Source organism: Pleionea sp. WD8-19 (genome assembly GCF_055326765.1).
Window position 1 is genome coordinate 168833 of the sequence record NZ_JBUZOU010000008.1, and the last position, 20557, is coordinate 189389.

At 42.0% G+C, this 20557-nt stretch carries 15 protein-coding genes; 8 read left to right on the forward strand and 7 right to left on the reverse strand.

Annotated features, from left to right (window positions below):
- Nucleotides 1-2: 2 nt before the first annotated feature.
- The 4 genes from ACTUJY_RS11955 to ACTUJY_RS11970 all read right to left on the reverse strand — a co-directional run bounded on the left by ACTUJY_RS11955 (nt 3) and on the right by ACTUJY_RS11970 (nt 6710).
- Complete coding sequence (locus ACTUJY_RS11955; RefSeq protein ID WP_463616321.1) at nt 3-2459, reverse strand: GNAT family N-acetyltransferase; 2457 nt, start codon at nt 2457-2459, stop codon at nt 3-5.
- Between the two features lie 65 nt (nt 2460-2524).
- The gene (locus ACTUJY_RS11960) at nt 2525-3769 is read right to left on the reverse strand and encodes an MFS transporter (protein ID WP_463616322.1); all 1245 of its coding nucleotides are present in this window, start codon (nt 3767-3769) and stop codon (nt 2525-2527) included.
- Nucleotides 3769-5097 carry a lysine N(6)-hydroxylase/L-ornithine N(5)-oxygenase family protein gene (locus tag ACTUJY_RS11965; protein WP_463616323.1) on the reverse strand — a complete coding sequence of 443 codons (1329 nt, stop codon included), beginning with the start codon at nt 5095-5097 and terminating at the stop codon, nt 3769-3771. Before ACTUJY_RS11965 ends, ACTUJY_RS11960 begins: the two co-directional genes overlap by 1 nt.
- A gap of 44 nt (nt 5098-5141) precedes the next feature.
- The gene (locus ACTUJY_RS11970) at nt 5142-6710 is read right to left on the reverse strand and encodes a pyridoxal phosphate-dependent decarboxylase family protein (RefSeq protein WP_463616324.1); all 1569 of its coding nucleotides are present in this window, start codon (nt 6708-6710) and stop codon (nt 5142-5144) included.
- A 306-nt stretch (nt 6711-7016) separates the two neighbouring features.
- Here ACTUJY_RS11970 and ACTUJY_RS11975 point away from each other — a divergent pair, with 306 nt between their 5' ends.
- From ACTUJY_RS11975 to ACTUJY_RS11990, 4 genes are all read left to right on the forward strand, one after another.
- Nucleotides 7017-9137, forward strand: coding sequence for a TonB-dependent siderophore receptor (locus ACTUJY_RS11975; protein ID WP_463616325.1), 2121 nt, complete (start codon nt 7017-7019; stop codon nt 9135-9137).
- A 121-nt stretch (nt 9138-9258) separates the two neighbouring features.
- The gene (locus ACTUJY_RS11980) at nt 9259-9810 is read left to right on the forward strand and encodes a hypothetical protein (RefSeq protein WP_463616326.1); all 552 of its coding nucleotides are present in this window, start codon (nt 9259-9261) and stop codon (nt 9808-9810) included.
- A 21-nt stretch (nt 9811-9831) separates the two neighbouring features.
- Nucleotides 9832-11289, forward strand: coding sequence for a PepSY-associated TM helix domain-containing protein (locus tag ACTUJY_RS11985; protein ID WP_463616327.1), 1458 nt, complete (start codon nt 9832-9834; stop codon nt 11287-11289).
- Nucleotides 11290-11339: 50 nt separating this feature from the next.
- Nucleotides 11340-12761 (forward strand): ABC transporter substrate-binding protein, encoded by a 1422-nt coding sequence (locus ACTUJY_RS11990; protein WP_463616328.1) that lies wholly within the window; start codon nt 11340-11342, stop codon nt 12759-12761.
- A gap of 443 nt (nt 12762-13204) precedes the next feature.
- Here ACTUJY_RS11990 and ACTUJY_RS11995 read toward each other — a convergent pair whose 3' ends face one another.
- Nucleotides 13205-15043, reverse strand: coding sequence for a M2 family metallopeptidase (locus tag ACTUJY_RS11995; RefSeq protein ID WP_463616329.1), 1839 nt, complete (start codon nt 15041-15043; stop codon nt 13205-13207).
- Between the two features lie 249 nt (nt 15044-15292).
- Here ACTUJY_RS11995 and nagZ point away from each other — a divergent pair, with 249 nt between their 5' ends.
- Complete coding sequence (gene nagZ / locus ACTUJY_RS12000) at nt 15293-16318, forward strand: beta-N-acetylhexosaminidase (RefSeq protein WP_463616330.1); 1026 nt, start codon at nt 15293-15295, stop codon at nt 16316-16318.
- A gap of 2 nt (nt 16319-16320) precedes the next feature.
- On the forward strand, nt 16321-17457 hold the full coding sequence (locus tag ACTUJY_RS12005) for a mechanosensitive ion channel family protein (RefSeq protein WP_463616331.1): 1137 nt from the start codon (nt 16321-16323) through the stop codon (nt 17455-17457).
- Nucleotides 17458-17500: 43 nt separating this feature from the next.
- Here the strand turns inward: ACTUJY_RS12005 and ACTUJY_RS12010 are convergent, their stop codons facing one another.
- Complete coding sequence (locus ACTUJY_RS12010; RefSeq protein WP_463616332.1) at nt 17501-17770, reverse strand: hypothetical protein; 270 nt, start codon at nt 17768-17770, stop codon at nt 17501-17503.
- A gap of 10 nt (nt 17771-17780) precedes the next feature.
- The gene (locus ACTUJY_RS12015; RefSeq protein WP_463616333.1) at nt 17781-18344 is read right to left on the reverse strand and encodes a PilZ domain-containing protein; all 564 of its coding nucleotides are present in this window, start codon (nt 18342-18344) and stop codon (nt 17781-17783) included.
- A 261-nt stretch (nt 18345-18605) separates the two neighbouring features.
- Between ACTUJY_RS12015 and ACTUJY_RS12020 the strand changes: the two genes are divergently transcribed.
- Entirely contained in the window at nt 18606-19856 is a 1251-nt protein-coding gene (locus ACTUJY_RS12020; RefSeq protein ID WP_463616334.1) for a lipoprotein-releasing ABC transporter permease subunit, read from the forward strand.
- Nucleotides 19849-20535 carry a lipoprotein-releasing ABC transporter ATP-binding protein LolD gene (gene lolD, locus ACTUJY_RS12025; protein WP_463616335.1) on the forward strand — a complete coding sequence of 229 codons (687 nt, stop codon included), beginning with the start codon at nt 19849-19851 and terminating at the stop codon, nt 20533-20535. The genes ACTUJY_RS12020 and lolD overlap by 8 nt, the downstream gene beginning before the upstream one ends.
- Nucleotides 20536-20557 lie beyond the last annotated feature (22 nt).

The following is a 20557-nucleotide window of genomic DNA, read 5'->3' on the forward strand; positions in this document are numbered from 1 at the left end:
GGCTAAATTTCACTGGTTGCCAGTTTGAAATTAATAGTTCCTGGTGATTCCTGTTCAGTGTTTTCCGAAATGCTTAAGCTCTGATTTCTGAGTTTTGCGATGGGGTTAATAAGATGGCCCGCAAATTGAAGGTTTTTAGCAGGATCCGTTAAATCTATCATTTGCTGGTTGTTGCACAGCTGCAATCTGTTTAAACAAGAGTGCTTGAACTTATCCTGAAACAAATCGTGTTCGATGAATCTTTGTGCTAACTCAGGGTGCTGCCTTTGGTACTGTCGTATGCACTGTGCCACTAAACGCCAGAACTGATTTTCATTAAAGTTCATATGCTCGACCAAAATGGCTGACATAAATCGGAAAAAGCAATCGAAAACGTCAGTAAATATCGATAAGAGTTCAATGTCTTTTTCCATTTTTATTGAAATACGTTGCACCAGTTCTGGCAACTCTCTATCGGAGTTCAACAGGCAAACTTCTTCACCAATATCTTTCATAATAGCTTTAACGGGGACATTGTTTTCTAAAACTAGAATGATGTTTTCGCCATGTGGCATAAAGACGAGTTGGTGTTTGAAGAAGCAATGCAATAAAGGAGATAGGTATATATTAAAGTAAGCAGATAACCAGCGATCGGTTGATTGTCCCGAGGTTTTGATCAACTCGGGTAATAACGCATTACCTTCGGCATCGATATGAAGCAGTGACGCCATTGTCATCATCCGTTGATTTGGTTTCAGGCTTTTGACTGGGCTTTCTCGCCAAAGAGCAGAGAGCATCTTTTTATAGGGCGTATTGCCAACTAGTTGATTCTCATAGTATGGATTTTGATATCCAATTGCTGCAACTTCTCGTAGAATGGAAAACCCCATTTTCTGTAAATCATCGTCTTTGTTAATCAGAGAATTCACCCAATCGTTAATGGCTGGAGTGGCTTTCATGTATTCGGCAGAAAGACCACGCATAAAACCCATATTTAAAATAGATAGAGCTGTTTTTACGTAATGTTTAGTAGGGTGTGACAAATTGAAGAAGGTTCGGATCGATTGTTGCGCTTGGTAAGCTTCGTTCCCGTACCCTAAACAAACAAGATAAGAGGAAGCAATATCGGGTGAAAATACATTCGCCAATTTATTAAACCACTGCCAAGGATGCACCGGAAGTAGAAGATAATCATCGGGGTTAAGTGATTTGGACGCTAATTGTTGTTTAAAGTTTTCGTGTAACGTTGGGTCCAGCTCTTGTTCGATGAAAAGTTGATACTCAACATCGAAGCTGTGAGAAAAATGAGAGCGACTTTTGTGTGCCGCTAACCATATCAATGCCATAGGTGTCGCGGCTTCTGGAGTGTACGCACGATAATCAGAAGCATCGAATCCTATGCGGCCATTATTAGCGATAAAGGCCGGGTGTCCTTCTGTCATCGCGGCTTCTACTTGTTGAAATTCAGCTTGAGTGAGTTCGCTGGACGTAAACGTCTGATTGTTCATTTTATACGCGCTGCTGTATAACGTACTGGTAATTTCTTCTAAATAAGTACCCAGTTTGTCTTGTGGAATTTTAAGAAGCGAATTGAACTCAAGAATAAATTGAACGGAGTCCAGTGGATGCAATTCTCCTTGAATCCATTTTTCAATAGACTTGGTGTCGATTAACCAATGTTCCAGTTCTAGTAATTGTGCGCGAAAACGGTATTCCAAATCCGGAAGATCACCAGTTAATCGATAGTGACCCCATTCGCTTTCTTGCGCGATTAATTGAGGCTTTAAGATCCGTTCGTGGGACAATTCGGATAAACATTTCTTTAAATGCAGTTGATTCACTTTCTGCCAGATTTTCGATTCGATATTATTCGTTGCAAGCTGCGGACTTTGATTCAAGGGAGTGTCGTTGCGGTTATGAAGAAGGGTTTTAGCCAACTGAAATTGTTTTCGTGAACAAAAACCAAGGTACGCTGTTTTTTCTTCTAACTGAATGATGCGTTCATGCGAAAATCCAACCCGTCGATTAAGCTGATGAATTTTATGATTGCGCGAGTCGGGCTCAACCACAATTCGGTCGACTTGATCATCACTAAAAAGATATTCCAAAACCAATGTCATAATGTGAGTGGTAAATCCTTTTTTTCGAGCCTGACAAGGAGCCACCAATAAATGCATACCTCTATCACTTTCTTTTGCATCATAGTGATCACGGATTGAATGATACTGAGGATGATACACCTCAATCAAAAACTCAGGTTTTCCATTAATGATGCCAACAAGCGCAAATTCATGAGTATTGGCTCCGAGGTTTTCGTAGAAGGAAACCACCTGTTCAAGCTTGTGATCGCGCATTCCCCAATACTGTGCATAAGGCTGTGTAACCCACTGGTGAATAAAGTAAGCATCTGCGGGCAGGTCTAAAGTTCGGATCTCACAATCGCCCAGTCCTTCAATATAAGTGGAATATAATGTGTTCATAATAATTACTCTTAATTCGTTTTGATGAATGACAACACGTTTTTGAGTTTCGATACTAATAGTCGCTACGATTTTGCCCAGGCTTGTTCTTCACAGGAGTTTGAGCTTGAAAGCAGTTGGTGTTTAAAGAGCCATCCGAAACAAATAATAGTGACTAAAAACATCAAGCAAGATACATAAAATGGCGTTTGTAATGTCCAATGGGATACCAGGTATCCGGTCACAAATGATGAAAGTATGACGCCTAAGTTTTGGAAAATATGAATTCGGCTAAAATCATAGGCATACCGCTCGGGTACACTGAGTTGAAACATCAATACTTCTAAGCAAACCATCGCTTGGAATAATCCCCAGCCGTAGAGTACTCTTCCCGCTATTAAGACCAGTTCGTTATTGGTAGATTGCAATAGACTTCCGAGTAGCGTCCAAAATATGGCGAATAGAATGCGCTGATGTAACGATAACCGACTTTTTAATCGGTAGTTTAACCAGAGTCCAACTAAAGCAACCCAACCGGGAACGGAATAGACCAAACCTGATATGAGCTTGCTGTCTAAAGTGGATATGGATTCCCAATAACTGGATAAGAATGGGCGAATGCTAAAGGCCGCAAAATAAAACAGCAGTGTGACTGCGCCGAGTTTGAACAAGTAATGATGCTGTTTGTTGAATTCGGTTTTTATTTGAGTTTCTTCTGCCAATTGGTTTTTTGTTTCTTTGCAAGATAGGGTAGCTGAGTTATCGGGTAGAGACCGCCAATGTATGCCACGTTTCCGAATGAGGTATAAGCACACCAAAACCTGCAAAGCATCACCACTGGCCATAACTAAGTAAAGCTTCTGCGGCTCAAACCATTGCAAGGTAGCCCCCCCAACTAATGCGCCGCCAATTGCACCAAAGTGCATTAAGACTGAAAAAAGTCCGACTATATTGAGGTGAGCATCTTTTTCTTCGAGTCGCATAACGAAAGGGTAAATTAATAAATAACTGGCTTTAAACACCAGCATGAGTTGCGACAGTATCCAAAACTCAACAAGGGAAGTTGCATAAAAGCAGGCAATGCCAAGCGCAGCTGCTGCAATTTGTGTATACACCCAAAGATGTAATTCGTGAACTTTTCGTGCAACTTTTGCCCAAAATGGAAACATGAGCATAACCGTGACACAACACGCCGCTATGTAGTAGCCGGTATGTTTCGGATCATTTACCGCAAAGGCTTCGGAAAAAAACTGCGGATAAAAGGGAAGTATCATGGAGTCGCATATTACCGACACCACTGTCAGTAAGACTAACGCGGTTTTGAGTTTCATTACGCGGAGACCTTAATCGTTTGTTGGAACTGAGCAAGCTGTCGCGCATCAAACTGTTGAAATGCTATTCTCTCTTCTATGGGATAATATTCATATCCACTTAACTCTCGGATTAAGCTAGCGTTTCGATAACACGCCATTCCTAAATCTGGCGTTACAAACCCATGCGTGTGATGTTCGGCATTTTGAACAAAAATTTCACTGGCATTATTGTCGATGCTGTAATTTCGATGCACTTTAAATCGACTTTTTTTGTCCCAGCCAATACGATCTTTTATAGGCTCAAGAAAAGTGGGGACTTGATATTGATATCCAGTGGCCAAAATTAAATGTTCGGTTGATAATTGAAAGTTGGCTTCTTGTTCAACTTGATAAAAGTCAAGATTAATACGGTTGCTTGAGTGGATGTGTCGACAGTTAACCAGGTCACTATTGGTCAGTAAATTTACATCCGGTTCACTGCTCAACTGTTTAATGTAAAGCCTGTCAAAAATATCATTGATCAAACTCGAATTAATTCCTTTATATAAATGCTTCTGTTGTCGTAATAATTTATCTCTTTTTTCACTCGGCAATTGATGAAAATAGTCGACGTATTCAGGAGAGGTCATTTCCAATGTTAACTTAGTGTATTCCAAAGGAAAAAATCGAGGTGACCGCGTGATCCAATTAAGTTGATAATGTTTGGTATCGATGTCCTGCAAAAGGTCGTAAAAAATTTCTGCCGCGCTTTGCCCACTTCCCACTACGGTAATGATTCTTCCATCTTGAATGCTGCTTTTGCGATCCAAGTATTCGCTGGAATGGAGCGTGTTTCGTGTTAGGTGACGACATGCGATCGGAATATATGGAGAGGGTCCGGTTCCCAGTATTAACTTATGAGCGAAATACTCTTTTTTTGCATCATTTATGGTGGAGCGAGCTTCGATACGATAACACTTATGTTTTGTATCGTATTCGATGCTTTTAACTTCAGTATTGAATTCGAGGTTGTGAAGTTGGGAGGCTGCCCACTGGCAATATTGATTGTACTCTTTACGCATGAGAAAAAAGTTTTCGCGTATATAAAATGAATACAAGCGTCCCATTTTTTTACTGTAGTTAAGGAAACTGAGCGGATGAGTAGGATCCGCTAAAGTTACTAAGTCCGACATAAAGGGGGTTTGTAAGGTTGCATCTTCGAGCATCATTCCTGGATGCCAGTCGAACCCAGAATTTTTATCTAGGAATACCCCTTTTAGTGATTGAATAGGAGCGGTTAAGCAAGCGAGGCTTAAATTAAAAGGGCCAATACCGATGGCCACAAAATCGTAAATCATGGGTTTCATAATCAATACTTTATTTGGTTGGTGTTACGTTAACGTCGATGGTGCTATGCAACTTGAGCGGCTTGTTTATGATTAATCATGAGTTCTGCTCCAATATCGGTAATTCGATGTATCACATACTCAATATCGCTGACGGTAGTTGCTGGATTGAGCAAAGTAAGCTTTAAAAAAGCGCGACCATTGACTTTGGTTCCGGCAATTATCGCGTCACCTTTGGCAAAAAGTGATTTGCGTATATTTTGATTAATTTCGTCAAGCTTATCTTCAATGGCACTCAATTCGCTGACGGTTGAGTCGCCAATAAAGCGAAAAACCAGCGCACTGATTTCTGGCTTATGCAGTACTTGTAATGAACGATTGCTTAACATTAACTGGTATGCTCGTTGTGCCAAATGGATAACCGTATCGAAGTATTGACCCAATTGATTTGGCCCGATCATTCGTAGCGTTAACCAAAGTTTTAGTGCATCAAATCGTCTGGTGGTTTGAATACTCTTGTTGACTAGGTTGGGCGTTCCCTCTTGCGATTGGCTCAGTGGATTTAAGTAATCCGCGTGATGCGTTACTACCGAAAGATGTTTTCTATTTTTCACCATAAAGGCACCACAACTGACTGGTTGAAAAAACGATTTGTGATAATCAACAGTTACCGAATCAGCTTGTTCAATTCCTGCGAGTTTAGTTCTGTGTTGATTTGATACAAGCAGGCCACACCCGTAAGCAGCGTCTACGTGAAACCAGATATCCTGCTCCTGACACAGTTTGCTAATTGAGGTTAACGGGTCGATGCTGCCAAAATCGGTAGTGCCTGCGGTTGCTATCACGGCGATAGGAATTTCGCCACGTTGTTTGGATTGATTAATTTTTTTTTGTAGTTCACATACATCCACTTTATAACGTCGATCACTTTTAACGCTGATCACTGAGTGATAACCCAGACCCAATAGTGCAGCAGACTTTTGAACACTAAAATGACTGAGTTCAGACGTAAAAATTCTGAATTTACTGGCTTCCTTTGGCAGCCCATCCGTTTTTGGTGAATGCAATAAATGTTGCAGGCAAAAATGATCGCGTGCCAATAACAACGCCATTAAGTTGGATTGAGTACCACCACTGGTAAATATTCCGTCTGCTTGCTCACCTAAGTTCAGTTTGCTGCACGTCCAGTCGATTAAGGATTGTTCAATTAAAGTTCCTCCGGCGCTTTGGTCCCAGGTATCGAGAGAAGAATTAATCGACGATAAAATCAGTTCGGCAACGATAGCGGGGTAAACAACCGGACAATTGAGGTGCGCCACGTATTTGGGGTGGTGAAAGTAAACGGCGTCTTTTAAATATAGGGTATACAACTCCTTTAAAACCAGCGAGTGTGACGTCAATGGTTGTTCCAGATTTACTTCTTTAAAACTTTCTGCTAGCGCTTGAGGTGTCATTCCACTAAAAGGCTGCTCGGTATTGCGAATGCGTTGGCAAATTAGGTCCAGTGCTTGATGAATGCTTCTTCGAAATTCAATTTCACAATTTGAATTAAAGAGAAATGGAGTAGGTGAAGTGAGGTCATTTAAACCCAAAGGAATGTCGTCAATATCTGTGAAAACTTCGGCGTTTCCCATAGTCGTTCCCATAATTTGTTGATGGTCAGTTGGGCTATCCTGTTGTGCGATGCGCCTCAAGCTGACGATTCATTTTTGTTGTTGCGTAAAACTATAAATGATAATCATTCTTATTGCAATGCAAATGAGAATTATTATCGATAAGATTAAGTTGCTGAGATAAAAGGATTAAATTTAATAAGGGTATTGAATAGAGTATGATATTTATTTTATAAATCTAAATGATAATGATTTGCAATAACGATAATTTGCTTGTATATTGCCGCTCCTTAAACATCACATTTTGAAATTTAGGGGTCATAAAAAATGGAAACGCGCATAAAACCTTTGGTTTTAGCAATGAGTGCCGCTTTAATCTCTTTTTCAGCGTGGGCTGAAAAAATCGAGGAAGAAAATGAACGTTCTGACGTAAAAAAGGTAACGGTTTATGGTAAGACTTATCGATCGACTGGAACAAAATCGAGTCTTACGCCGATGGAATCACCCATGAGTTTTGAGGTGTACGATAGCGAGTTATTGGAGCTGCGTCAGGTAGACTCTGTCAATGAAGCGTTGCGTTATGTACCCGGTGTGACTCCGGAAAATCGTCCAACGGTGACTATTTTTGATCAATATACAATTCGTGGGTTTGAAACCTATCGCAATTATTATAATGGGCTGCCATTACAATATAATGGATTATGGAATCTTGCTCCGCAGGTGGATGCGTTTGCAACAGAAAGCATAGAAATATTGAAAGGGCCAACTTCCGTTCTTTACGGTTCAGCGCCTCCCGGAGGAATGGTGAATCAAACAGCAAAATTGCCGACCGGTGATGATTCAACTCACTTACGAGCGCGAGTTGGAACCCTTAACTTGGTTGAAGTTGCTGCGGATATTCAATCCAACATTTCTGAAAATATGGCTTTACGTATCAATTTATTAGCACGCCAAAAAGACGGACAACAAGTGTCTACAGAAGAAGAGCGGCGTACTTTTTCGCCTTCTTTTACCTGGAGAATGTCAAACACGACGCAAATTAACTTTAATTTGTACTATCAGTTTGACCCAGATATGGTTCCGTCGAATCCTTTACCTGCGGTTGGAACATTGTACCCGGCACCTTATGGACAACTCGATGCAAGCGCTTATGCTGGAGATAAAAATTGGGGAGGAATGGATCGCGAAGTTACCATGATCGGTTATAAATTGAATCACGAGTTTAGTGAAAACTTTCGGTTCTTACAAAACTTTCGGTTTACCGATGGAAATGCGTTTCAAAAAAACAGTTACAATTATGGATTGCTGCCAGATGATCAAACGTTAATACGCAGTGCGTATTTTACTTACGAAAAAATCAATGGTTTTGTAGTGGATAACCAATTCCAATTGTCATTTAATGCGGGTGAAACTTCGCACCAATTTCTAATGGGTATAGAGTTCCACACGCTGGACTCTGATGTTCAGTACGGTGATACGTTGAGTAATGCAACGGCCCCTCTGGATTTATCAGCGCCAAACTACACTCTTTTTGATCCTTCTTTAATGCCGTTTGATGTTTATCAAGAGCGTCATCGCATTAAGCAAGAGCAACTGGGTATTTATCTACAAGAAGAGTTTCAATTTCATTCGTTAACAGTGCTAGGTGGCTTACGTTGGGATACCTATGAAAGTGCGGATATCGCTGGAAATGTTTATTTGGGTACTGCGTTCGGAAGCGAAACTGAAATTGATCAAGATGAAATTTCTGCTCGTCTATCGGCTATCTATACATTTGATTCTGGATTCGCGCCTTATATTAGTTATTCGGAGTCATTTGAGCCAACGTCTGGCGTTGATACGATGACCGGATCAGCATTTAAACCAACGCTTGCAAGTCAGGTAGAACTGGGTACCAAGTTTCAGAGCAGCACTCAAACCACACAAATGACATTCGCGTATTTTGACCTTACCAAAGAAAATGTAGTGGTAAATACTGAAGACTTTATGGAATACACGCAAACCGGAGAAGTGGTATCAAAAGGTATTGAGTTTTGGCTGAAGCATGCATTTTCTCCAATGATTGATCTGGAATTAAATTTAACCAAAATGAATGTGGAAGTTACCAAAAACGAGCTCAATAGCGATTTGGTTGGCAAAACGCCTATTTGGGTTGCAGAAGATCAAGCTTCGGTCTGGATAAATATCTACCCATCCGATGATTGGGCAATCAGTGCGGGTGCTCGATATATTGGTGAGAGTCAGTTGGATGCTATGAATACAGATACTGTACCGAGCCACACATTGGTGGATTTCGCGCTACGTTATTCTATTAATATGGATACTTCGTTGGCATTAACAGCGAACAATGTGACTGACAAGCGTTATGTGGGAGCCTGTTACAACGAAAACAACTGTTGGATGGGAGCTGAGCGGAATATTGAATTGGTATTGAATACACAATTCTAATTGGCCCAATGTAGGCAGCTTGATGAGTATTAAGCTGCCTTATTTAAACGCACTGCGTTTTGATCAGAAACTGAATTATAAATGAATTAATTGATACCTATTAAACGGTATGGAATTGCAAATGACTTTAATAGTAGGAATTTGTGTGCTTGTTAATACGCTGGGCGTTATGACTCTTTATTACTCCTGGAAAAGGAAACAGGCAACTTCAGGACTGTTAAAAAATTTAAATTGGTATGGTTGGATAATACTTTTCATTACACTTTATTTGTGGTGTTTCAAGTATGGCGCGGAGTTCGGTATTGTATTTTGGTGTCTTTCGATAGCCTGCGTCGCTTTCCTTTTGCTTTTTATACATCAAGATCGCCGTTGCGAAGCTGGGAAGGCATTACCCTTCGAAAATCGTGGTATGCCTGTGAAGAAAATGAGCCAAAGCGTGCTTACGTTTTTTGTATTGGGGCCTTTGGCTATGTTTTCGACTTGTTTACTCACCATTGCTGCGTTTTCAAATTTACCTTTTGAAAGAGCAAATACATTGGTAATGGCTGCGTTTGTATTTCCAGTTTTATGGGCACTCGTCAGTTTTTGGGTATGTGCAAGAGAAAGACTTTTGATTCCGTCGATAGCGATTATATCTACCGGAGTCATCTCTGGCTTAATTGTTTATTTGTGAAAAATATTTAGCGGATTGTATATGAAATTAACTCCATCGAATGAACTGGTTAAAAGCTCTTTAAAAGGACACAGCTGGTTAGGTTTAACTGTCGGAGTATTGATGTATCTGATTTGTTTATCCGGAACGTTGGTGGTGTTTTTTGAAGAGTTTGAACGTTGGGAACAACCCAATGTTGAAGAGTATAAAGATTATTCAGTACAACAAATCAATACAGCGGTTGAACATTTTTTAGAGCGCGTCGACAAAGCACCAGAGTCGTTGTATGTGGTGTTACCTACTGAAGCGGTGCCCAGAATTCATATTTCTGGTGACGATCAGGAATGGTTTGTTAATAAAGACGGCAGTTTGAGTGAGCCTCCAATGGAAGGCTGGACACACATGCTTAAAACATTGCACACTAATCTGCATTTACCGCAAACCGTGGGTATTATTATTGTTGGATCGATAGGTGCAATGTTATGTGGGCTGATCATTTCTGGGTTATTAGCGCACCCACGAATTTTTAAAGATGCTTTTAGATTAAGATTGGGTGGTAATAAACGCTTGGAGCAAGCTGATATACATAATCGCCTGAGTGTTTGGGGAATGCCTTTTTATTTTATGATTGGATTGACGGGAGCCTACATTGGATTGGTTGGTGTTTTAATCGCCATGGTTGCTCCAGTGTATTATGGCGGTGATCGAAGCGCTGTCATTGACGAAGTTTATGGTGCCGATCCTGAGGTGCAAGAGACGGTAGAACCGATTGATTTTCAGGCTGCGTTTGGTTCTTTAAAAGCAGAGCACCCAAATGCAACACCTATATACTTGGTAATTCAAAGAATAAATACGGAACATCAATTTTTAGAAATTGCGGCGACTTTACCCAAGCGTTTGATTTATTCTGAAATGTACCGATTTCATGCCAATGGAAAACTCATCAGTCATCAAGGTTTATCCGATGGACCTGTAGGTCGTCAAGCCGCATACTCCGTATATCGCTTGCACTTTGGGCACTTTAACAGTGAGTGGGTTAAGTTAATTTATGGTGTTTTAGGGCTAGCACTTACGATCATTTCAGTCACTGGAATCAATATTTGGTTAGCTCGTCGAAAACATCGAAGTTTTGTGAATGACGCTTGGGTTGCAATTGTGTGGGGAGCACCTTTGGCGTTAGTGTTGTCTTTTATTTCAAGCCTTTTTTCAATTTCACCAACAATCAGTTTTTGGGTGATGTTGTCTATGCTGATTTTATTGTCTATTTTTATTCGTAACGAACAATGGATAAAAATGTCTCTTAAGATATTAACTGCGGTGGCCTTATTCGGTGTTTTGCTGGTTTACTTCATGAAGTTTCGATCATTTGCACTTAACTCGGCCTCTTTTCTTATTAACAGTGCGTTAATTGTGCTCTTGTTTTGGTACTTTTGGGAAGGCGTAAAGTCACTACGAGTTCGATGGATTGAGCCGTTACAGGAACAGGGAGAACACGCTTAACAAGTCAATTTAACGACGAATCGATAGTGTTTTTGAACATTTCGTGTTTCATGAAATGTTGGTTGCCAAAAATGCGATTGGCGGCGATACTTATGGGTATGAATGCATCTCCGCTCACATTAAAACAATTCTTTTGCAGAGCGTACTGCAGTTTGCTTTTTATTGGTTCTTTATTCTGTAGCATCGCTCACGCAACTGATGCAGAAGAACTGGCGGCTCTTAGTATTAAAGAGCTTATGAATATTCCTTTGAATGTAAATTATTCTAAGCAGCGTATTCACCAACTCGATACCAACAAAATTTCATCCGCGACCATCAACTTTGGTATTCTCGCACCTATCAGCAGCTTTCCTGTTTACTCCGCGGAGATCGTTGCGGCGGCTGATTTTGCGACTGAATTCGTTAATAGTCATGGGGGTATTGCGGGTAAACGATTAGTTATTATAAGAGCAGATGATGAGGAAAATACTTCTGTCTCAGCGGAGCTCGCTGCAGAGTTAGTTGAGCGATATAAAGTACAAGCCATAGTGGGCCCTGCGACCTCCGATAGTGTCGCTGATATTTTAGAAAAAGTGACTAATCCCAATCGAATCCCTTTAATCACTCAGGCGGCATCGTCAATTGTTTTAAGTGATATTGCCGACCAAAAATATTTTTGGCGTATGGTTGCCAATAATAATCAACAAGTGGAATTAATCATTAAACATCTACACCAAGAGCGAGGACATAATCGTATCTATGTTATTGCTGGTCGCGATATTTATAGTAAAGAAATCAGTTCCGGTATTCTTAAGTATATGCGACGACAAAAGGAGGGATGGGCAGATGAATTAAAGCTCAGTAAATTAGTTTACCTGGAAGGGATGAATTTGCGAGAAGAAATTGAAGCGATTCAAGCGAGAGGTGTGAGTGCCATTGTTATTACCTTACCAACGGGTCAAATGATTGCCATGTTGCGAAAAATTGCGAAACATTGGCGAGGCGATTTTCCATTAATTTTGACCGCCGACACAGTAAAACCAAAGTATTTAAGGGACGCAGAACTAGGACCCATTGAGCACTGCATTTTAACTTATGTGGCATCGCCAACGGAATTAGCGTCAGAGTTGAGAGATAAAATAACGCAGCTTTTGGATAAAGACTCTGCAGGGTTTGATGCGGCATACGTTTATGACGCAATTGTCATTTTATCGATGGCAAAACAATTGGAGCTAAAACTTGGATTGGAAATGAACGTTGCTGTGAATAAAATCACTGGAAAGGGCTATCGCATCAGTCACCTTGATTATCCGAATATTGTAAAATTGTACCAGCGTCATTCTGAATTGAGTTATTCTGGGTACAGCGGTCGAATACATTTTAATCAGCGCGGAGATAATGTTTCTGCCAATATGAAAATTTATTCATTAGCCACTTCGAACTTGGGGAACTACCCATGTTTGAGAGATAAAACTGCGTTTATAAAAAATTAGAGAAAATGATTTTTTGAATCTTACAAAAATATTCATTTTTCTAAAAGCAGAAATGTAAACGTTTCAGTAAAAAACAAACCGCTTTGTAAGATATATCTCAAAACCATAGCGGCGTTTGGCGTAAATCACGCTCAGTAAAGATCGCCATTAGCACCTGCGCTACTGCTAACCTATTGAAATTAATCCGATAAAATCATAGTGATTGTTTATTAATCAGCTTTGGGTTCGTAGCTTTCTTCAAACGGTGTCTTGTGGTCAGCGATGGATCATTTAATATGACTTTCGTGCACAGGGAGTGCATCTCACGGAACGAGTTTACAGGATGTCAGGATTCAGGGATTGCCAAACGCTTGAGGGAAAATGGATTGATAAAGCACAATTGATATGAGGTATAAGGCGGCAGGATGCCGCCTTTTTCTTTATTGGTTTGCCAGCTTTTTAATCTACCATCCGCATTGACGTCCTTGGTTTTGTTCATCCAGCCAACTTTTTAGTGGCGCAAAATAATCCAGAACCGCAGTGGCATCCATTTGATTGCTGCCGGTCATTGCCGCAAGTGCTTCTTGCCAGGGTCGACTTTGCCCCATCTCTAACATGGCTTTTAACTTAGCGCCGGCTTCTTTGTTATTGTAGATAGAGCAACGATGCAATGGACCCTCGTGTCCGGCAATTTTGCACAATTCACGTTGGAACTGGAATTGTAATATGTGTGCCAAAAAGTAACGAGAGTAAGGCGTGTTACCAGGAATGTGGTATTTGGCACCTGGATCAAAATCGTTTTCACTGCGAGTGACCGGTGCTTTGACCCCTTGATATTTTTCGCGCAGTTGCCACCAGCCTTGATTGTATTTTTCGGGAGGCAATTCACCACTGAAAACTTGCCAACGCCATTGATCAACGAGCAGTCCAAATGGTAAGAACGCAACTTTATCCATTGCCATTCGCATTAAAAATGGCAAATCTCCGGAAGCGTCGGGTTCTTCTTCAATTAAGCCTATTTCTTTAAGGTATTTTGGCGTTATGGATAATGCAATGGTGTCACCAATGGCTTCGTGGAAGCCATCGTTGGCACTGCCGCGATAAAGCATTGGTTGAGCTAGGTTGTAAGCTCGTTGATAAAAGTTGTGTCCTAGCTCATGATGGATGGTATTAAATTCCTCTCCGGTAATCTGGATACACATTTTTATGCGGTAATCGTCCGGCGTGATATCCCAGGCACTGGCGTGACAAACGACATCGCGATCACGTGGTTCGTCAAACTGAGAGCGGGTCCAGAAAGTATCGGGTAATGGCTTGAAGCCGAGTGATGTGAAGAAGCCTTCGGCTTGGCGTACCATTCCGCGTGAGTCGTAGGCTTTTGCTTGCAGCCGTTCTGTAACGTCTATACTGGAGCCACCTTCCGGGGCAACCATATCGTAAACATTGCCCCATTGCTGAGCCCACATGTTACCAAGCAAATGCGCAGGAATTGGCCCTTGCGTAGCAACCACGTCGTCGCCGTATTTTTCATTCAACTTAGCGCGAACATGGCAATGTAATGCGTCGTATAGTGGTTTTACTTGTTCCCAGACGCGATCCATTTCTTCGGCAAATGCGTCGGGTGACATATCGTAGTTGGAACGCCACATGGCACCCAAATCGGCAAAACCAAGATCGCGGGCACCTTCATTGGCAATTTCAACCAGGCGCTGGTAGTGAGGTTTCATTTGTGGGGACACTTTTCGCCAGTCTAGCCAAGCTTGCAACATGGCTTCTGGATCATCGGATTCTGCAAGTACGTTGGAGAGGGCGATTAAATCGTGTTTGTTGCCTTCAGTGTCGTTTCCAGAACCGTACATAGCGCTAAGCTTGCTTTCTATCTTTGCCAGCTCTGAGGCTTTTTCCGGTTGATTAGCTGGTGCAGGAAGAGTTAAGCCCAAACGTAATAGTTTGAGTTTGCGCTCAACGTCGTAGGGCAGTTGCATGTCTTTAAATTGAGCGGCTCCATTGGCCAGTTCGATGCCGAGCAACTTGTATTCTTCGTTGGCTTTAGACTCGATGTACTGCGAGTCTTCATTAATATAGGTTTGGGCGATCCAAGACGCTTTGCTAATGTATTCGTAAATGTCTCCGATTCGTTTTTCAGCCTCATTAACAAAGTTTTCCGCGTCTTGAGCTGTCAATTGTGGCGTTTGTTCAGGGGACGTCGGTTCTTCCTGTTGGCTTTGCTGGCAACCCGCGAGTGCCGCAGTGACAGCCGTGACCAATAACCAGTTTTTCACTTTTCTTTTTTGGGTAGTCATATTACACCTGTTCATAATGGAATAGCAGGCGAAAGAGTAAACGATGGCAGTAGAAGCTTCAAGGTTTGAAGGTGTAAGCCTGACTGAGTAAGATCAATAGGAATTACAGAGAGGAAGGCGTGAAAATGTATCGGATTGCAAGAATCGGGAGTACAGGCTCTTAACATCACGAACCTTAATTTTAATGATTGCGCATTTACCCGTGGTTTCGGTAGCATTAGCGCACTTTTACTGGTTTAAGGCAGTTTCATGTTGGTACCCGGCCCAGTTATGGTGGATTTAAAATCCTATACCATCGATGCTGAAGAAAAAGAAATGCTGACTCATCCGGCTTGTGGTGGGGTTATTTTATTTGCTCGTAATATTGAGAACGCAGAGCAAGTGCGCAGCTTAAATGATGAAATTTTTCAAATTAACCCCTCATTATTGCTTGCAGTGGATCAAGAAGGAGGGCGTGTTCAAAGACTTTTGAATGGGTTTACACGGTTGATGGCGTTGCGAGAAATAGAAGCCGTCAGTGATACATTCTCATATGCGCTTGAACTTGCCGCGCATCATGCCCAAGTAATGGCTCTAGAAACAATGTCAGTGGGGTTTGATATCAGTTTTACTCCAGTGCTGGATGTTTGTACACCAACAAGCCGAATCATTGGTGATCGCGCATTTCACGAAAACCCGGATCAAATTATTCAATTAGCACAAGCCTATGTTGCGACAATGGCGGAGTGTGGTATGTCTGCGACAGGAAAACATTTTCCAGGGCATGGTAGTGTGGATGCCGATTCACACATTGAGATTCCGGTCGATCAAAGAAGTTTTGCGGAAATCGAACAGCAGGATTTGCAGCCATTTTCTAAAATGGCACATTATTTAGGTGGTATTATGCCTGCCCACATTATTTATTCGGATGTCGATGAATTGCCAGCTGGCTTTTCCGCTCGTTGGATTAAAAACATTCTTCGAAGCCAGCTAAAGTTTAACGGCGTTGTGTTCAGTGACGATCTGAGTATGAAAGGTGCTGAAGTGGTTGGTGGTTTTATAGACCGGGCCGAAGCGGCGATGCAAGCTGGATGTGATATGGTGTTGGTTTGCAATAACAGTAATGAAGCGGGTAATGTGCTTGAGCATCTTCGTAATCATAGAAGCCGTGTTTCTTCACAACGTATTTTGCGTATGAAAGCCGATGCGGCACGAAAAATTGGCTTGAGTGAAATACAGAAAGATTCTCGTTGGAAAGCGAGTCACTCTGAATTAATGAAATATATGAAAGGTTAGTTATGGAATTTTTAAAAGAAAAACTTTATCAGTTGCAAGGTGAGTCGGCCTGGATGACTGAAATATTTATCATCGTTTTAGTTACTTTAATTGCAAACTTGGTTTGGCGGCATTTTCATAGCAAGTTGTATTCGCGCATCATGAAAACAAGAACGTTTTGGGATGATGCGTTATTTAAAGCATTATCACGACCGGTTACTTGGGCGATATGGGTTACTGGAATTTCCTTTGCTATTGAAACCTCGCAGTCGGACTATTTGATAGATATTTTGCAGTTGGAGATGAAGTCTGGTGAGCCGATTATGGTTCGGGATGTGATATTGATTGGATTATTTGGTTGGTTTTTAACACGCATGGTTCATGAGTCTGAGTCCCATTTGATTGAGTTTCAACCGCAAAAAGATCCCGACGATCAGATTGATCAAACGACCATTCAAGCAATCAGTAAACTTTTGCGTGTTTCCGTGATTATTACCGTAACGTTGGTTGTGTTGCAAACCGTTGGCATCAGTATCAGTGCGGTGTTGGCATTTGGTGGTATTGGCGGTATTGCGATTGGTTTTGCAGCGAAAGATTTACTGGCAAACTTTTTCGGCGGCTTAATGATTTATTTGGATAGACCCTTTGCCGTTGGGGACTGGATCCGCAGTTCTGACAGAAATATAGAAGGCACAGTTGAGTACATCGGATGGCGACAAACTCGTATTCGTACGTTCGATAAGCGACCACTTTATGTTCCCAATTCGATCTTTAACAGTATTACGGTTGAAAACCCATCGCGTATGACCAATCGCCGAATTTACGAAACCATTGGCATTCGATATGACGATATTGCTCAAATGCAATCAGTCGTGGAGGAGGTAAAGTCGATGCTGTTATCGCATGAAGCCATTGACACTCAGCAAACCTTAATGGTGAATTTTAATGCGTTTGCACCTTCGTCCGTAGACTTTTTTGTTTATTGCTTTACCAAAACCACGGACTGGGTTGAGTTTCACACCATAAAACAGGATGTTTTACTAAAAATTTCGAACATCATTGAAGCCAAAGGTGCCGAGATTGCTTATCCAACATCGACTTTACACGTGAAGATGGATGCTCCGCAATTTGCTGGACAATTGAGTTCGGAGCAAAGTTAGATAGGTAAAAGTGACAAATCATTAACGGTTTGTCACTTGCTAACTAACTTCGATGCTTTACGGCGTGAATGACTTTGTTGTGCTCAAAATAAACGGTGAAGTTTTTATAAATCCAGCGTGTAATGGGAGGCTCTCCAACCGCGGGAACTTCACGATCGGGCGTACCGAAATGAGTACGCACGGTATCCATACTTTGGCCTGAACGAGGTGTTGTGACTTGATTATCGCCCTGATCGCCGATATTTACCGGGTCGGTCGCAGCCTGAATGTTGAAGGCAGTAAAAATGATACCTGCGAATAACCAACGTTTCATGGTGAACTCCTTAACTTTCCAGCCGCTGTTTGCGCAGCTGTTCTGACTGTAAACGGGTAATATGTTTAACCAACGCATCCTGATCATGCTGCGTAACTTGTGTAAACTCAAGCACAACCTGAAATTGATTCCCAACCGCTTCGCAACTGCGCACCACACTGATGCAGGCCAGCCCATAACAATCGGGAAATAACAATAGTTTTAGTAACCACTGAGTACCAACGGCAAACGATTGATCACTTTTAAAGCGTAACCCGCTGCCACTGATATTGACTTGCTGCTGTTTGTAACTCTCTTTTAACTGTCGAACCAAATAGAGCGCTAACAACTCTAACTTCTGATTTTGCACCTTCAGATAGTAGGCAATATCGCGATATTTATCCTGGATGGTACGCATTAATTGCACATTGTCGGTGTCAAGACGGCGCAACTCGTTGAGTGTTAAAAACTCTTCCGGTAAATGACGGCTTAAGTCGTCGAGCTTTGATGGTGGCTCACCGGAATACGGCGTCAACTCCATCGTGACGTTGTCTTCAATCCGGTAAAACTCTCGCTTTTCTTTGTCAGGTGCCATATACCGTTAAAGTCTGCTAACCGTTATTGCCATTTCAAGAATATCGTTTTGTATGCAAAAACTTTTGCGCTGTTTTGCGGTCCTAGGTAGCATAAGCGCCTTCAGACAGTATTCATATAGGGCACTTAATACGTTGACTCTGCAACACAACGATTCAATTACTATAAGGCAAGCTATTGTCTCAGGGAAGCCATTATTTAATATAATAGCTTAAAAATCTGTGATAACTTACTAAAAAAAGACGAGTTTTTAAATTTTCCTATGAAGTTTCCTTTTTCCTGGTTTGTAGGGCTCCGGTATACAAGAGCCAAAAGAAAAAACCACTTTATTTCCTTTATTGCGCTGGCTTCCATGTTGGGTATTGCTCTGGGAGTCATGGTGTTGATTACCGTCATGTCAGTGATGAATGGTTTTGAACGAGAGCTTCGCGAGCGCATATTGGGGACCGTGCCACATGTAATTGTTGGTGAACGTGGTGACGGTGTTCAAAACTGGGTTGAGTTAGAAAAGAAAATTCTTACCGAACCTTCGGTATTAGGGGTATCGCCTTACATCGATTCTACAGCCATGTTTAAAAGTGGCTTTGGTGGTACTGAGTACGGCATTTTACAGGGGGTGATGCCAAATAAAGAGTCGCAAGTCTCTGTTATTGAAGATTACATGTTAAATGGTAGTTTGCAGGATCTGAATGCTGGCGATTATGGCATTATTATTGGCTCGGCAATGGCGCGCAATTTAGGGCTTTGGGCGGGTGACAAAATAACGGTTTTGGTGGTTGAAGGGTCCACGGTATCGCCTGCTGGTATATCGCCACGTTATCGACGATTTACGATTAAAGGGTTGTTCGAAACCAAGTCGGAGTTGGATTCGCGTGTCGCATTGATCCATTTAGAGGATGCCGCGCGGTTGCTTAGAAAGTCTGACTCGGTAAGTGCGCTCAGGATAAAAGTTGAAAATGTGCTCGAAGCGCATGTTACTTCCACGCGGTTACGGGCCATATTAGGGCTCGATTATTGGGTGAGCGACTGGAATCGTACTCAAGGACCACTGTTTCGAGCCATACAGATGGAAAAGAGTATGATGTTTATTTTGCTGACTCTGATTATTGCGGTAGCGGCATTTAATATCGTTTCGACAATGGTCATGGTGGTAACCGATAAGCAATCTGATATTGCGATTATGCGAACCCTTGGCGCGTCGCCAATGACCGTGATGAAAGTGTTTATGGTACAAGGGAGTGTAAATGGTGTGCTTGGTACTTTATTGGGGGTGATATCTGGCGTGGCATTGGCGACGAATTTACCCGATATTGTGCAATGGGTTGAGCAACAATTTGGCGTCGCTTTGGTTCCTGGAGACGTCTATTTTATTGGCTTTCTGCCCAGTGAGTTGCAATCTTCCGATGTGATCAACATCACAATTGCCGCTTTGTTAATGAGCGTATTAGCTACTTTGTATCCCGCTTGGAGAGCGTCGAAAACCCGCCCTGCGGAGGCATTAAAATATGAATAACTCAGTTGTTTTGGAGTGCCGTAAGCTGGCAAAAAGTTATTACGATGCGGGCCGCGATGTTGAAGTATTGACCTCGGTAGACTTAGCGGTACAAGCCGGTGAAAGCTTATCTGTTGTTGGTGCATCTGGGTCAGGTAAAAGTACGCTATTGCATTTGCTAGGTGGGCTGGATAACGCGACTTCTGGCGAAGTACTGGTAATGGGAAAAAACATTCAGAGGATGAGCGCTAGGCAGCAAGGTGACTGGCGTAATCGTCATTTGGGATTTATTTATCAATTTCACCATTTGTTAGCGGAGTTTACTGCGTTGGAAAACGTGGCAATGCCGCTGTTGATCCGCGGACAGACAAAGTCAGTCGCTTTGGCTTCAGCTAGTAAAATGATTGGTTTAGTTGGATTAGACAATCGCATTGAGCATAAACCTTCGGAGCTATCGGGTGGTGAAAGGCAGCGAATTGCAATTGCCAGAGCTCTGGTGACTCAGCCGTCTTGTCTTCTGGCTGATGAACCCACGGGCAATCTCGATGAGGACAACGCGCAACGGGTGTATCAACTCATGCTGGATTTGAATCGAGAGTTGAACACCAGTTTAATTGTGGTCACTCACGATAAACAGTTGGCTGCAAAAGCGGAACGGCAGCTAGAGATGGTACACGGCCAAGTAACAGAGAAAGCGTAAGTTATTACAGCTTAAATATTGT